The following is a 14,594-nucleotide window of genomic DNA, read 5'->3' on the forward strand; positions in this document are numbered from 1 at the left end:
GGGATAGGGATTGCTGGCCTTTAACAATGCATGTCAGGGAGCTTACGGTTATTTGGGATACAGCGGCGGCAGGCTGGTGCTGTCGGCCACCGGCGCCTGTTCGCGTTCGGCCATGGGGATGGCCTTGACCGCCCGCCACAACTCCTCGCCCTGCCAGTACTGGCCGCTTTCGCTGTAGAGCGCACCATTCAACCCATCCAGCGCATCGGACAACGGCACAAACCGCGCGGCCATGTCCGCCAGGGTTTCCGGTTGCTGGCGTGCCCAGGCATCCAGGGCCTGACGCGTGGCCTGGGGGTCATTGGCCTGGCTCGCGCGCTTGAGGTCATCGAGCAAGGTACGCGGGCTGGGGCCGGTCTGGGCGGCGCGCAGGATTGCCGGGCGTGAGCGGGCGCGCCACCACAGGCCGAAGCCGAGCAGGGTGGTGCAGGCGAAGATCAGGCTGGTCAGTTGCCAGATCCACAGGCGGCCATCGTCCGGCGCAGTGATGACCGTGGGGGTGGCTGGGGTGTCGACCACCAGGCTCGGGTTGACCGCCACTTGCAGGGTGCGGGCCGGCAGGCTGGTGCGTTCCAGGTGGTCCTCGTGGGTGTTCCACCACACCACCTCCACCGCGGGCAACTCCAGGGCGCCGGCGCGATTGGGCACCAGGGCTTCGCGGTCTTCGCGGCTGCCGATCACCCCGCGTTCGCTGTTCTGGTTGCTCAGCACCGGCTGGTCGGGGTAGCGCCGCAGACCGGCGATTTCGGTGCTTGGCAGCGCGGGCAACTGGGCGCTGGCCAGGCCTTCGGCCTTGAGGGTGAGGATGCGGGTGAGAGAGTCGCCGACCTGTACGTTTGTCGGTTCCGGGTTCCAGCTTTCGCCCAGGCTCAGGCTGCGGGCCGGCAGCCAGGGGGCATCCGCTGGATAGAGCGCCGGCTTGGGCTTGACTGTCAGGGGGATCTCGGTGGAATTGACATGCAACAGCTTGCCAGGCCTCGGCGCCTGGGGCGCAGTGCCCTGGGCCGGGCGCGGTTCGACCATGGTCGCGCTGAACATTTGCGCGGGGATCAGCAGTTGTCCGCTGTGCTGCGGGTAGATCCCGTAGCGCATTTCGATCACGCCATGGCGCACGCCGTTGATGACTTTTTCATAGGTGCGTGAATCGCCCACTTGCTCGACCCGCGCGTCAGACAACTGCAAGGGGGCGAGGCTGCTGTCGTCATACAGCGCCACCGAATGGTAGATGCGCACGGTCAACAGGGCCTGGGCCTGCACATAGACGCTGTCCTGGTCGAGACTGGCTTCGATGAAGACCGGCGCCAGTTGGTTGTCGCTGTCCTGGCCCAGGGTTTCGTCCACTTGCAGGCTGAGCGCCTGGGTCTTGAACTCACCCAGTTGCAGCGACGGGATCACCACGGTGCCGGTGGTCTTGGGCTGCAAGGTGATGATCCAGCGAGTCGTCGCGTGGTTGGCTCCGTCGAGGGTGGTGAGTTGGTTGATCTGGCGGGTGCCGCGTACGTCGAACAGCGGGTCCAGGGGCGACAGGTCCGGCTTGCCGAACTGGGTGACGTCGTTGGACTCGATTGTCAGCTCCACTGTTTCCCCGGAATTGACGCGACTGCGGTCGAGACTGGCAGCCAGTTCGACCGCCTGGGCGTGGCCGGCCCACAGCGCGAGTACTAAGAGGAATGGGGTGCAGCGGCTCATCGAGTCTTGTCCTGATGTTGTTGCTGTTCGTACCAGAATTTGCGTCGCAACAACTCGCCGGGGTTGTCCGGGATCTGTCGCAGCCATTGTTCCAGGGCCTGGCGGTGCTCCTCGTCGAGGTTGGCTTCGGCCGGGCGCAAGGGGGGCGTGGTGGTCTGTTCGTCGCCCAGTTCGCTGCCGGGTACTTCGTTGTTGCCAGCAGGCGGCGGGGGGGCGGTGGGTTTCTCAGCCGTGCCCGCCTGGCCCGCGCCCTGGGGGGATTGCTCGCCGCTGCTGGTTTGCTGGCTGTTGTCGCCTGGTTGCGCAGTTTGGCCGGGTTGGGCGGATTCGTCATCCTCGTTTTTTTCAGGTGTTGGCGGTTCGGGTTCCGGTTCTTCCAGCAACAGGCTTTCGACAAGGGCTTTGTTTTTCAAGGCGGGCTGCAAGTCCGGCTGGGCTTCCAGCGCTTGCTCATAGGCGTCTATCGCGGCTTCCAGCTCCCCGGCGCGGGCCAGGGCGTTGCCGCGATTGTAGTGGGAATAGGCGTCATTGCCCTCGGCAAAGCGCCGGGCTGCCTCGGCGTAGTTGCCTGCCTCATACAGGGCGACACCTTGCCATTGCGGGTTTTCAAAGTGTTCGGCGGCCTCGGCCGGGCGCTTTTGCTTGAGCAGGTACTGGCCCTGTTGGTCGGGGCGCAGCCACAGATCCTGGAAGTCGAACGCATAGCTGGGCTGTGGTGCTGCCAATAGCAGCAACGGCAGGCAGAACAGCCAGCCCCGGCGCCCGGCGCAGGCGGCGAGCAACAGCAGCGGCAGCAGCAACCAGTAACCCTGGTCGGCCCAGGTGTCCAGTTGCAGGCGCTGGCCGTCGTCGCGCAGGTTTTGCGGGCCGTCCAGCAGACCCAGGTTGCGCAGGTCCTTGTCATCCAGGCGCGCCTGGCGATAGCGACCGCCCATTTCGCTGGCGAAGGCCTTGAGCGTCGGGCTGTCCAGGCGCGGGATCAGGATTGCGCCTTGTTCATCCTTGAGGAACTCACCGCTTTCCTGGGTGACAGGTGTGCCTTCGCGGCTGCCGATTCCGAGGATCGACAGGCTCGGCGCCTGGCCTTGCAGCAGCAGGCGAATGCCCTGGCGCTCCTGTTTGGACAGTGACGAGCCTATCAGCAACAAGCGACCCTGGCCGAGGCCGCCGTGCTTGAGCAGGTCCAGGGCTTTTTCCACTGCCAGGTCCGCACGATGGCCGGCCTCGGGCATGATCGAGGGGCGCAGGGCATCCAACAGGTTGCGGCTGGTAGCCAGGTCATCTGACAGCGGCACCAGCGTATGGGCACTCCCGGCATAGACGACGATGGCGGTCTGCGCATCGCTGCGCGCCTGCAGCAGGTCCACCAGCTTGCGCCGCGCCTGTTCCAGGCGGTTGGGCGGGCTGTCGGTGGCGAGCATCTCGGGGGTCAGTTCCAGCAGTACCACCAGCGGGTCGGCGGGTTTCTGGCTGATCTGTTCGACTCGCTGCCAGCCAGGGCCGAGCAGGGCCAGCGTCGCCAGCAGCCAGGCCAGGCCCAGCAGCAGCCATGGCGACTTGCTTTCCCGGCCATTACCGCCACTGAGCAGGGCGGCGTGGAAAGCCGGCGGCAGGATCATCTGCCAGCGCCCGGCGCGTTTCTGCCGATGCCACAGTTGCCACAGCAACCAGCAAAGTACAGGCAGCAGTAACAGCCACCAGGGGCGCATCCAGTGCGGCCATAAAGCGATCATCGCCGCCTCCGTAAACGCAGGCGGTTGAGGCGTTGGCGCCATTGCGGGTGCTGTTGCAGGAAATGGCCCTTGGTCGAGAGTTTATTGAGCAGACGCTGCAGGGCGTTGTCCGGCCAGCGCTCCTGGATCACCAGCAACAGGCTCAGAAACAGCGCCAGGGCCAGCGGCCCGCTATACAGCGCCTGGGCCGGACGGGCCTGGGTCGGCTGTTGCGCCACCGGTTCCAGCTGGTCGAGGGTTTCCTTGATCGCTTGCAGTTCTGCACCGTCGTGGGCGCGGAAGTACTGCCCGCCGGTGGCCTCGGCAATGGCCTTGAGTGCCGGTTCGTCGAGGTCCAGGCTCGGATTGAGGCCGAGCATGCCCAGGGTCCCGGTTTGTTCTGGGTTGGCGCCGATGCCGATGGGGTAGATCTTCACCCCTTCTTCGCCGGCCAGGCGGGCGGCCGTCAGCGGGTCGATTTCGCCGCCATTGTTGGCGCCGTCGGTGACCAGGATCAGCACCCGGCTTTGTGCCGGGCGTTGGCGCAGGCGCTTGAGGGCCAGGCCGATGGCGTCGCCAATCGCGGTGTTTTTGCCGGCAATGCCGATGCGCGCTTCATCCAGCCAGGTGCGCACGGTGCGCCGGTCGAAGGTCAGTGGTGCTTGCAGGTAGGCCTGGCTGCCGAACAGGATCAGGCCAACACGGTCACCTTCGCGGCTTTCGAGAAAGTCTCCAAGCAGGTGCTTGACCAGGCTCAGGCGGCTGACGTCTTCGTCCTGCCATTGCATATCAGGGAAGTCCATGGAGCCGGATACATCCACCGCCACCAGCAGGTCGCGGCCGCTGGCAGCGATTGGCAACGGCTCGCCGAGCCATTCCGGGCGGGCGGCGGCGGTCAGCAGCAACAGCCATAGCACTACGAAAGGTGCCTGTTGGCGCCAGCCTGGCAGGTTGATCCGCGCGCGCCGCCGGGCCAGGCCTTCGAGGTCGCCGAGGAAGCTGACTTTCAAGGCCGGCTCGCCGCTGTCGGCCACCGGCAGGATCAGGCGCATCAACCACGGCAAGGGCAACAAGGCAAAGACCCACGGCCAGGCGAACTCAAACATGTTTGCGAATCCAGGTGTCGACCGCTTGCGTCAGGCCGGCAATGGCCTTGTCGTCGAGTTTGCATTCGGGTTTGTAGGCGCCTTCCACCAGGACCATCCATCGCGTGAGGCCGGCCGCCGGGCAGCGGTTGTCGAGAAACGCCAGCCATTTGCGGCCATTGAGGGTGTGGCTCTGGCTGTAGGGGTAGTCGTTGCGGCACAGGCGCTTGAGCAGGCCATTGAGCTGTTGCAGCCAGGCGCCGGCCGGTGCGCCATCGTAGGGCTTGGGCATCAGCGCCAGTTCTGCGAGGGCGGCAATGCGCAATGGGTCCAGAGGCTGTTCGGCCCGGCCCACGGGGCGTTTGCCCGGCAGGAAACGACGCAGTGACCACACGCCCCAGCCCGCCAGGGGGATCAGCACCAGCAACAGCCACCAGCCCGGCGCCGGTGGCCAGAAACCAATGGCCGGCGGGGCGATCAGCGGTTGCAGTGGGTCCAGGCGGCTCATGGCTTTTTCACCGGGCGTTGCGGGTTGAGGTATTCGCGCAGTTGCTCGACCATTTCGCTCTGGGTGCTCAAGGGCATCAGCAAGACCCGTAGCTTCTGCGCGAGCAACTCCCAACGGGCGATGCGTGCTTCGGCCTGGGCCTTGTAGGCCTGGCGCAGTTCGAAGTTCAAGGTGTCGATTTCCAACTGCGCGCCGCGCTCGGCGAAACGCAGCAGCCCGGCGGCGGGCAGGGCATGGTCCAGCGGGTCGGACACCGGCAGCAGCAGCAAGTCGCAATGGCGCGATAACAGGCTCAGCTGTTGCTCGGCACCTTCGGTCAGGGCGCGTTCATCGCAGATCACAATCACCAGGCTGCCGGGGCGCAGTACTTCGCGGCCACGGCGCAGGGCCATGCCCAGGGCATCGGCCTCGGGACGGCTCTCGGTGTTGAGGCTCTGGTTGACCCGCACCAGGCGGTTGAGCAGTTGCAGCAGGCTTTGTTTGCTGCGTCGCGGCTTGATTTCATAGTGTTCGTTGTCACCGAACACCAGGCCGCCGACTCGGTCGTTGTGGCCCAGCGCGGCCCAGCCGATCAGGCTCGCGGCCTGGGCGGCGAGAACCGACTTGAACATCAGCCCGGAGCCGAAAAACAGCCGGCAACTTTGCTCCACCATGATAAAGATCGGGCGTTCGCGTTCTTCATGGAACAGCTTGGTGTGGGGCTCCTGGGTGCGCGCGGTGACGCGCCAGTCGATGGTGCGTACGTCGTCGCCGGCCTGGTACACCCGCACCTGGTCGAAGTCGACGCCGCGCCCGCGCAATTTGGAGTGATGCAGGCCGATCAACGGGCTGCGTTGGCTCGGCGTGGAAAACAGTTGCACCTCTCGCACGCGATGACGCATCTCGATCAATTCGCTGAGGGTGACACGGATCCCGTCGCCGGCATTCATGGGGATCAAGCGACGGCTACGACGTCGAGAATACGCTGCACCACGCGGTCCTGGTCGATACCGGCCGCTTCGGCCTCGAACGACAGAATGATCCGATGGCGCAGTACATCGAACAGCACCGCCTGGATATCTTCCGGGCTGACAAAGTCGCGACCGGCCAGCCAGGCGTGGGCCCGGGCGCAGCGGTCGAGGGCGATCGAGCCCCGGGGGCTGGCGCCGTAGGCAATCCACTCGGCCATTTCCGGGTCGAACTTGGCCGGGGTACGGGTGGCCATGACCAGTTGCACCAGGTATTCCTCCACCGCATCGGCCATGTACAGGCCGAGGATTTCCTTGCGTGCAGCGAAAATCGCCTGCTGGCTGACCCGCCGCTCGGGCTTGGTCTCGCCATTCAGGGCTTCGCCACGGGCCTGTTGCAGGATGCGCCGCTCCACGGCGGCGTCAGGGAAGCCGATCTTGACGTGCATCAGGAAGCGGTCGAGCTGGGCTTCGGGCAGGGGGTAGGTGCCTTCCTGCTCGATGGGGTTTTGCGTGGCCATCACCAAAAACAGCGGCGACAGCTCATAAGTACTGCGCCCGACACTGACCTGGCGCTCGGCCATGGCCTCCAGCAAGGCCGACTGCACCTTGGCCGGGGCACGGTTGATTTCGTCCGCCAGCACCAGGTTGTGGAAGATCGGCCCTTGCTGGAACACGAAGCTGCCGGTTTCCGGGCGATAGATCTCGGTGCCGGTGATATCGGCGGGCAACAGGTCGGGGGTGAACTGGATGCGATGGAACTGTGCTTCGATCCCTTCGGCAAGCTCCTTGATGGCCTTGGTCTTGGCCAGGCCGGGAGCGCCTTCTACCAGCATGTGGCCGTCGGCGAGCAGGGCAATGAGCAGGCGCTCGATGAGTTTTTCCTGGCCGAGAATCTGCGTAGAAAGAAAGGTTCGCAGCGCGAGCAGCGCTTCACGATGTTCCATCGATGACGGTTCCTGGAAAGATGAGCCTGGGGAGTGTGAAAAATGCCAGGGCCTGGGGCGCTTACTTTAATGCATTGGAGGGGCTGGCGACTAACGAACCGGGGGGTATTTTTTGGGGTTTGTGGGAAAGGTCTGGGGTTTTTGGCGTCGCTGAGGGCCTCATCGCGGGCAAGACCGCTCCTACACCAATCCAAATGTGGGAGCGGGCTTACCCGCGATGGCGATTTTTCAGCCGCCAATCAAGGCGTGCGGATGTAGGTGCCGGTGCCCTTGAGAATGTTCTGCAGGGTTTGCTCCACCTCGGCCATGTCCGAATCAGGCGTGCTGTGTGTGATTTGCAGGTGATCGCTGCCGCCCAATGCGTCCTTGTCCGCCGCACCAATCTCCACCAGCAAGGTGGTTGCACCGAGGGTGATCTTCAGGCCGTCCAGGGTCGAAGGCTCGTAATCCCAGGTGAGCTCCACCTCGTCCTCATCCGGATAACGGGACAGCATGAACATCTCGCCATGGGCGCCGTGGCAGCAGAGCATGGCCATGTTGTCTTCTTCGTCGTCGCAGGGGGTGGCGAGCAGGTGGAGGGTGGTCAGTTGCATGTAAAATCCTGTCTGGAAAGGCGGCTTCAGGCCGGCAGGCTTTAATTCTGCCACTACCTCGAACTTTGTGTCGGCTTTTGTATCAAGCGGGCATCAGGGTTTGAGGGCCCAAGCACTGATTGTGCTGCCTATCGGTTTTAAGGCATTCCCCAAACCACTGGTAAAGATTGGTGTAAGGGTTTTCGAGGCACCTTCGCTGATGAGCTTGTCTGCCTCTGGGCGCTTGTTGATATAGCTGTCTATGCCAACGCCGAACTCGGCTGCACCCAGTGAGACGCTTGCCACAGTCAGTGCAATCCCCAGCGGTGGGTAAGCGATGCCTAGCGGGGCTAGAAGGAGCAGCCCATATTTTGCCCAGTCGAGGTACTTGAACACCGTCTTTGCCGTGACGTCGCGATTGAGTACGAATTGAAAACGAGTGGCGCTTTTCAGGTCCTCCTCGGTGCGTTGCTGGAGTTCCTCGAACGGGTTCCCTTGGACAACCTGGCCGCCGAATAGGCCGCCCTCGTCAAAGTAGCCGAGCTTTTCTTGCGTGGAGACAGGAAGGTCACTGTTAAGCACATCGCGGGTATTGTCTATGAGTGCATCGATGCCTTTGGACAGGAATTCATTGGGGCGGTCCTGAGGACGGAAGTAAAGTTTGAAATTTTCGGCTTGTTCCGGATCTTTCAATTGCTCGGCCAGCCACTTATTCATTTCTTTCTTGGAATCGAAGCCTTTCAACATGGATGCCTGGCCAGGTAGATACAACAAGATCCTTCCTGTGGACTTATCCTGTGTGTAAAAAGCGCGCATGTTAAAACCTTTGAACGTGAGGAATTTGGTTTCCAGATTTGGATCAGCCTTGTAGGGCTGTATCAGGTCATTGTGATTGAGGGACAGGTAATTTTTGTCGGCCGGTATGCCTGCGACGCCCATGGCAGTCTGTCGATCATTTTCGGTAAGGGACCTGTCCTGGTGTTGTGTGTGCGATGCCTTCAAAAAGGCGCCTCTGGACGCTTCGGTATAGGCATGTCGGGAATTGCTGGTCCAGTAACTGTTCAGATACTGGTCATAGGGGGACTTGTAGCTGTTGTCCCAGACCATCTGTTTGAAGTCAGTTGCTGAGATGTCGATTCTATTGCTTGCATCATAGACATTCGCAGACGCCTGCTGCGGTTCAGTGTAAATGCCTTGAAAGTGGCTGCTGAACCCGGTCTCATTTGGGCGGGGGAACATACCAAAGGCATCAGGCTTTTCTGTATGCCTTGAACTTTTTCTTATTTCAAAGGGGCCGTCTTCTTTTGAGCGTTTCGCCCCGTGGAAATCAGGTTCGTCCTGCTGGTTGAGCCTTGCCGCCTGGGTCAGTGATATTTTTTGAACAATGACTCCACTATAAGGTGGGGTGTTAGTACGGTGATCATACTGAATACTCACTAAGTAAGTTTTATCGGGGTCAATATCTTTACCAAACTTTTCCTTGATCTGGCGCCTAACCTCAAGCGAAGTGACTTCGTCCGGTGTCTTGGGGTACGTATAGTCGGTGATGAGTTGTTCCACTGCCTTATTAGCGGATACTGGCGCTTTGAAATAGGCCGCCGAAAGGTCCTGCCTGGGGGCAATGGCTGCCTTGTCCGGGCTTGATTGCGTAGCGGGCCGTACGGAAGGGACCTGGTTCCCACCGGATGGGGTGCTAATGGCGGGTGAATGTATGTTCAATTGAGCCTCGTTGAGTGGTAGTAGGGCCTTTGCTGAAGGAAATACCTGCTCAAACTAAGTGACTGAATTTTGAAGTGCGGTTCCTGTATGGAGCTAGGAATTAGATTGTACGAATGTATGAGATTTTACCTGTCAGCTAACGGGTCATTCATGCATGACCCGCCTCGCTTTTAATCGGCAGTCAACACTTGAGTGGCGGGGGCGGTTGCTCTTGGTGCAACCGTGCATTGCCGGGTGTTGACCGAATATGTCGCAGTGCAGCAAGCAGCCTGCTTGCTGCACTCGTTAAGCTGCGTAACGGATGTGCCTTCTGCGTGACCCTGACCTGCCCGTCGTGCCGTCGTCCGCAGGTGGCACATCCAGTGGACGTCGAATGTGACCTCATTGACTTGTCCAGCTTCACCCACCTGTCACCCTGATTCGTTTATGGTGTTTATCATCATTGCCTGCGAACAGAAATGACGGTCTCCCCGCAAGGGGATAACACGCGACGCTTCCATCAATAACAAGCCCAAGCGGAGTACCACAGATGGCGTTCTTCACCGCAGCCAGCAAAGCCGACTTCCAGCATCAACTGCAAGCGGCACTGGCGCAGCACATCAGTGAACAGGCACTGCCACAAGTGGCGCTGTTCGCTGAGCAATTCTTCGGCATCATTTCCCTGGACGAACTGACCCAGCGTCGCATGTCCGACCTGGCCGGTTGTACCCTGTCTGCCTGGCGCCTGCTTGAGCGCTTTGACCACACCCAACCGCAAGTGCGGGTCTACAACCCCGACTACGAACGCCACGGCTGGCAATCGACCCACACGGCGGTCGAAGTGCTGCACCACGACCTGCCGTTCCTCGTGGATTCGGTGCGTACCGAGCTGAACCGTCGCGGCTACAGCATCCATACCCTGCAAACCACCGTACTCAGCGTGCGTCGTGGCAAGAAGGGCGAGTTGCTGGAAATCCTGCCAAAGGGCACCCAGGGCGATGACGTTCAGCAAGAATCGCTGATGTACCTGGAAATCGACCGTTGCGCCAATGCCGCCGAACTCAACGTCCTGAGCAAGGAACTTGAGCAAGTGCTGGGCGAAGTGCGCGTGGCCGTGGCTGATTTCGAGCCGATGAAGGCCAAGGTCCAGGAGCTGCTGGCCGGGATCGACAACAGCCAGTTCGCCATCGAAGGCGAAGAAAAGGCCGAGATCAAGAGCTTCCTCGAATGGCTGGTGGGTAACCACTTCACCTTCCTGGGCTATGAAGAGTTTGTGGTGCGCGACGAGCAGGACGGCGGTCATCTGGAATATGACGCCAATTCCTTCCTCGGCCTGACCAAGCTGCTGCGCGCCGGCCTCACCGCTGAAGACCTGCGCATCGAAGACTACGCCGTGGCCTACCTGCGCGAGCCGACTGTATTGTCGTTCGCCAAGGCCGCGCACCCAAGCCGTGTGCACCGCCCGGCTTACCCCGACTACGTGTCGATCCGCCAGATCGATGCTGACGGCAAGGTCATCAAGGAATGCCGCTTCATGGGCCTCTACACCTCTTCGGTGTACGGCGAAAGCGTGCGAGTGATTCCTTATATCCGGCGCAAGGTCGCGGAAATCGAGCGCCGCTCGGGCTTCCAGGCCAAGGCGCACCTGGGCAAGGAACTGGCCCAGGTGGTTGAAGTACTGCCCCGCGACGACCTGTTCCAGACCCCGGTGGATGAGCTGTTCAGCACCGTGATGTCCATCGTGCAGATCCAGGAACGCAACAAGATCCGCGTGTTCCTGCGCAAAGACCCGTACGGTCGCTTCTGCTACTGCCTGGCCTACGTGCCGCGTGATATCTACTCCACCGAAGTGCGCCAGAAGATCCAGCAAGTGCTGATGGATCGCCTGAAGGCCTCGGATTGCGAGTTCTGGACATTCTTCTCCGAGTCCGTGCTGGCCCGTGTGCAGCTGATTCTGCGGGTTGACCCGAAGAACCGCCTGGATATCGACCCGCTGCTGCTGGAAAAAGAAGTGGTGCAGGCCTGCCGCAGCTGGCAGGACGACTACGCCAGCCTGGTGGTCGAGAGCTTCGGCGAAGCCCACGGCACCAACGTGCTGGCGGACTTCCCGAAAGGCTTCCCCGCAGGCTACCGGGAGCGCTTCGCCGCACACTCGGCCGTGGTCGACATGCAGCACCTGTTGAACCTGACCGAAGCCAAGCCGCTGGTGATGAGTTTCTATCAGCCGCTGGGCCATGTGACCGGCCAGCAGGAGTTGCACTGCAAGCTGTACCACGCCGACACCCCGCTGGCGTTGTCCGACGTGCTGCCGATCCTGGAAAACCTCGGCCTGCGCGTGCTGGGTGAGTTCCCGTACCGCCTGCGCCACGCCAATGGCCGCGAGTTCTGGATCCACGACTTTGCGTTCACCGCCGCCGAAGGCCTGAACCTCGATATCCAGCAGCTCAACGACACCCTGCAGGACGCGTTCGTACACATCGTCAATGGCGATGCCGAGAACGATGCGTTCAACCGCCTGGTGCTGACCGCAGGTTTGCCATGGCGTGACGTGGCGCTGCTGCGTGCCTATGCCCGTTACCTGAAGCAGATCCGCCTGGGCTTTGACCTGGGCTATATCGCCAGCACCCTGAACAACCACACCGACATCGCCCGCGAGTTGACCCGGTTGTTCAAGACCCGCTTCTACCTGGCGCGCAAACTGACCAGCGACGACCTGGAAGACAAGCAGCAACGCCTGGAACAAGCGATCCTCACTGCCCTGGACGATGTGCAGGTGCTCAACGAAGACCGCATCCTGCGGCGCTACCTGGACCTGATCAAGGCCACGTTGCGCACCAACTTCTACCAGGCGGATGCCAACGGTCAGAACAAGTCGTACTTCAGCTTCAAGTTCAACCCGCACGCCATTCCTGAATTGCCCAAGCCAGTGCCGAAGTTTGAAATCTTCGTCTACTCGCCACGCGTCGAAGGCGTACACCTGCGTTTTGGCAACGTCGCTCGCGGCGGCCTGCGTTGGTCCGACCGCGAAGAAGACTTCCGTACCGAAGTGCTCGGCCTGGTAAAAGCCCAGCAAGTGAAGAACTCGGTGATCGTGCCGGTGGGCGCCAAGGGCGGCTTCCTGCCGCGTCGCCTGCCACTGGGCGGCAGCCGGGACGAGATCGCAGCCGAGGGCATCGCCTGCTACCGCATCTTCATTTCCGGCCTGTTGGACATTACCGACAACCTGAAAGACGGCGCCTTGGTGCCACCGTTGAACGTGGTGCGCCACGACAACGATGACCCGTATCTGGTCGTGGCGGCCGACAAAGGCACCGCGACCTTCTCCGATATCGCCAACGGCATCGCCATCGATTACGGCTTCTGGCTGGGCGATGCGTTTGCTTCCGGTGGTTCGGCCGGTTACGACCACAAGAAGATGGGCATCACCGCTAAAGGCGCGTGGGTCGGTGTGCAGCGTCACTTCCGCGAGCGCGGCATCAACGTGCAGGAAGACAGCATCACCGTGGTCGGCGTCGGCGATATGGCCGGTGACGTGTTCGGTAACGGCTTGCTCATGTCTGACAAGCTGCAACTGGTCGCGGCCTTCAACCACCTGCATATCTTTGTCGATCCGAACCCGAACCCGGCGACCAGCTTCGTCGAGCGCCAGCGCATGTTCGAGCTGCCGCGTTCGGCCTGGAGCGACTACGACACCAGCATCATGTCCGAAGGCGGCGGGATCTTCTCGCGCAGTGCCAAAAGCATCGCCATCTCGCCACAGATGAAAGAACGCTTCGACATCCAGGCCGACAAGCTGACCCCGACCGAACTGCTGAACGCCTTGCTCAAGGCACCGGTGGATCTGTTGTGGAACGGTGGTATCGGTACTTACGTCAAGGCCAGCACTGAAAGCCATGCAGACGTGGGCGACAAGGCCAACGACGCACTGCGGGTCAACGGCAACGAACTGCGCTGCAAGGTGGTGGGCGAGGGCGGTAACCTCGGCATGACCCAACTGGGTCGTGTGGAATTCGGCCTCAATGGCGGCGGTTCCAACACCGACTTCATCGATAACGCCGGTGGCGTGGACTGCTCCGACCACGAAGTGAACATCAAGATCCTGCTCAACGAAGTGGTGCAGGCCGGCGACATGACCGACAAGCAACGCAACCAGTTGCTGGCGAGCATGACCGACGAAGTCGGCAACCTGGTGTTGGGCAACAACTACAAGCAGACCCAGGCCCTGTCCCTGGCCGCGCGCAAAGCCTACGAGCGTGCTGCCGAGTACAAGCGCCTGATGAGCGACCTGGAAGGCCGTGGCAAACTGGACCGCGCCATCGAGTACCTGCCGACCGAGGAGCAGCTCACCGAGCGCGCTGCCACCGGCAAGGGCTTGACCCGTCCGGAGCTGTCGGTGTTGATCTCGTACAGCAAGATCGACCTCAAGGAAGCCCTGCTCAAGTCCCTGGTACCGGATGACGACTACCTGACCCGTGATATGGAGACCGCGTTCCCGCCGAGCCTGGTGGCCAAGTTCTCCGAGGCCATGCGTCGTCACCGCCTCAAGCGCGAGATTGTCAGCACCCAGATCGCCAACGACCTGGTCAACCACATGGGCATCACTTTCGTGCAACGACTCAAAGAGTCGACCGGCATGAGCCCGGCGAACGTGGCCGGCGCCTATGTGATCGTGCGTGACATCTTTCACCTCCCACATTGGTTCCGTCAGATCGAAGCCCTGGACCACCAGGTCTCCGCTGAAGTGCAACTGGCGCTGATGGATGAGCTGATGCGCCTGGGTCGCCGTGCCACGCGTTGGTTCCTGCGCAGCCGTCGTAATGAGCAGGACGCAGCGCGAGATGTGGCGCACTTCGGTCCGCATCTGGCGGCGTTGGGCCTCAAGCTCGACGAGTTGCTGGAAGGGCCGACCCGCGAAGGCTGGCAGAACCGTTATCAGAAGTACGTCGAGGCTGGCGTACCGGAGTTGCTGGCGCGCATGGTTGCTGGCACGACCCACCTGTACACCCTGTTGCCGATCATCGAAGCGGCCGACGTCACCGGCCAGAGCGCCGCGGATGTGGCCAAGGCTTACTTCGCTGTGGGCAGCGCCCTGGACTTGCCGTGGTACCTGCAGCAGATCAGCGATCTGCCGGTAGGCAACAACTGGCAGGCCCAGGCCCGCGAAGCCTTCCGCGATGATGTGGATTGGCAGCAACGGGCGATCACGATCAAGGTGCTGCAGATGGCCGATGCGCCAGAAGACATGGAGACCCGCGTGGCTCTGTGGCTTGAGCAGAACCTGGGCATGGTCGAGCGCTGGCGCGCAATGATGGTGGAAATTCGTGCTGCAGTCGGTACGGATTACGCCATGTATGCAGTTGCTAACCGTGAGTTGCTGGACCTGGCGTTGAGTGGTCAATCGGTGCTGTAACCGTCTCGCTCAAGCGCTGAAAAAAA

General features: G+C 61.7%; 9 protein-coding genes. 1 reads left to right on the forward strand and 8 read right to left on the reverse strand.

What is annotated here, in order from left to right; all coding sequences use genetic code 11:
* Positions 1 to 48: 48 nt before the first annotated feature.
* The 8 genes from BFQ03_RS17400 to BFQ03_RS17435 all read right to left on the reverse strand — a co-directional run bounded on the left by BFQ03_RS17400 (position 49) and on the right by BFQ03_RS17435 (position 9,179).
* A complete protein-coding gene (locus BFQ03_RS17400) occupies positions 49 to 1,689 on the reverse strand; it encodes a BatD family protein (protein ID WP_065943631.1) in 1,641 nt (546 codons plus the stop codon).
* A complete protein-coding gene (locus BFQ03_RS17405) occupies positions 1,686 to 3,422 on the reverse strand; it encodes a tetratricopeptide repeat protein (RefSeq protein WP_032860901.1) in 1,737 nt (578 codons plus the stop codon). Before BFQ03_RS17405 ends, BFQ03_RS17400 begins: the two co-directional genes overlap by 4 nt.
* Entirely contained in the window at positions 3,419 to 4,507 is a 1,089-nt protein-coding gene (locus tag BFQ03_RS17410) for a vWA domain-containing protein (protein ID WP_032860899.1), read from the reverse strand. The genes BFQ03_RS17405 and BFQ03_RS17410 overlap by 4 nt, the downstream gene beginning before the upstream one ends.
* Entirely contained in the window at positions 4,500 to 4,994 is a 495-nt protein-coding gene (locus tag BFQ03_RS17415) for a DUF4381 domain-containing protein (protein ID WP_032860898.1), read from the reverse strand. The genes BFQ03_RS17410 and BFQ03_RS17415 overlap by 8 nt, the downstream gene beginning before the upstream one ends.
* Positions 4,991 to 5,923, reverse strand: a complete 933-nt coding sequence (locus tag BFQ03_RS17420) for a DUF58 domain-containing protein (RefSeq protein ID WP_065943632.1) — start codon at positions 5,921 to 5,923, stop codon at positions 4,991 to 4,993. Before BFQ03_RS17420 ends, BFQ03_RS17415 begins: the two co-directional genes overlap by 4 nt.
* Positions 5,924 to 5,928: 5 nt before the next feature.
* A complete protein-coding gene (locus BFQ03_RS17425) occupies positions 5,929 to 6,888 on the reverse strand; it encodes an AAA family ATPase (RefSeq protein ID WP_003218556.1) in 960 nt (319 codons plus the stop codon).
* Between the two features lie 239 nt (positions 6,889 to 7,127).
* A complete protein-coding gene (locus BFQ03_RS17430; RefSeq protein ID WP_065943633.1) occupies positions 7,128 to 7,481 on the reverse strand; it encodes a hypothetical protein in 354 nt (117 codons plus the stop codon).
* A gap of 93 nt (positions 7,482 to 7,574) precedes the next feature.
* A complete protein-coding gene (locus tag BFQ03_RS17435; protein ID WP_065943634.1) occupies positions 7,575 to 9,179 on the reverse strand; it encodes a dermonecrotic toxin domain-containing protein in 1,605 nt (534 codons plus the stop codon).
* A 529-nt stretch (positions 9,180 to 9,708) separates the two neighbouring features.
* Here BFQ03_RS17435 and BFQ03_RS17440 point away from each other — a divergent pair.
* Positions 9,709 to 14,568, forward strand: a complete 4,860-nt coding sequence (locus BFQ03_RS17440) for an NAD-glutamate dehydrogenase (protein ID WP_065943635.1) — start codon at positions 9,709 to 9,711, stop codon at positions 14,566 to 14,568.
* Positions 14,569 to 14,594 lie beyond the last annotated feature (26 nt).

The sequence above is a fragment of the Pseudomonas sp. 25 R 14 genome, from assembly GCF_900004755.1.
Classification (GTDB): domain Bacteria; phylum Pseudomonadota; class Gammaproteobacteria; order Pseudomonadales; family Pseudomonadaceae; genus Aquipseudomonas; species Aquipseudomonas brenneri.

Bases quoted from the DNA above. Each gene is read 5' to 3' on its own strand.
- BFQ03_RS17400 (WP_065943631.1), bottom strand. From the start codon at position 1,689: ATGAGCCGCTGCACCCCATTCCTCTTAGTACTCGCGCTGTGGGCCGGC.
- BFQ03_RS17405 (WP_032860901.1), bottom strand. From the start codon at position 3,422: ATGATCGCTTTATGGCCGCACTGGATGCGCCCCTGGTGGCTGTTACTG.
- BFQ03_RS17410 (WP_032860899.1), bottom strand. From the start codon at position 4,507: ATGTTTGAGTTCGCCTGGCCGTGGGTCTTTGCCTTGTTGCCCTTGCCG.
- BFQ03_RS17415 (WP_032860898.1), bottom strand. From the start codon at position 4,994: ATGAGCCGCCTGGACCCACTGCAACCGCTGATCGCCCCGCCGGCCATT.
- BFQ03_RS17420 (WP_065943632.1), bottom strand. From the start codon at position 5,923: ATGAATGCCGGCGACGGGATCCGTGTCACCCTCAGCGAATTGATCGAG.
- BFQ03_RS17425 (WP_003218556.1), bottom strand. From the start codon at position 6,888: ATGGAACATCGTGAAGCGCTGCTCGCGCTGCGAACCTTTCTTTCTACG.
- BFQ03_RS17430 (WP_065943633.1), bottom strand. From the start codon at position 7,481: ATGCAACTGACCACCCTCCACCTGCTCGCCACCCCCTGCGACGACGAA.
- BFQ03_RS17440 (WP_065943635.1), top strand. From the start codon at position 9,709: ATGGCGTTCTTCACCGCAGCCAGCAAAGCCGACTTCCAGCATCAACTG.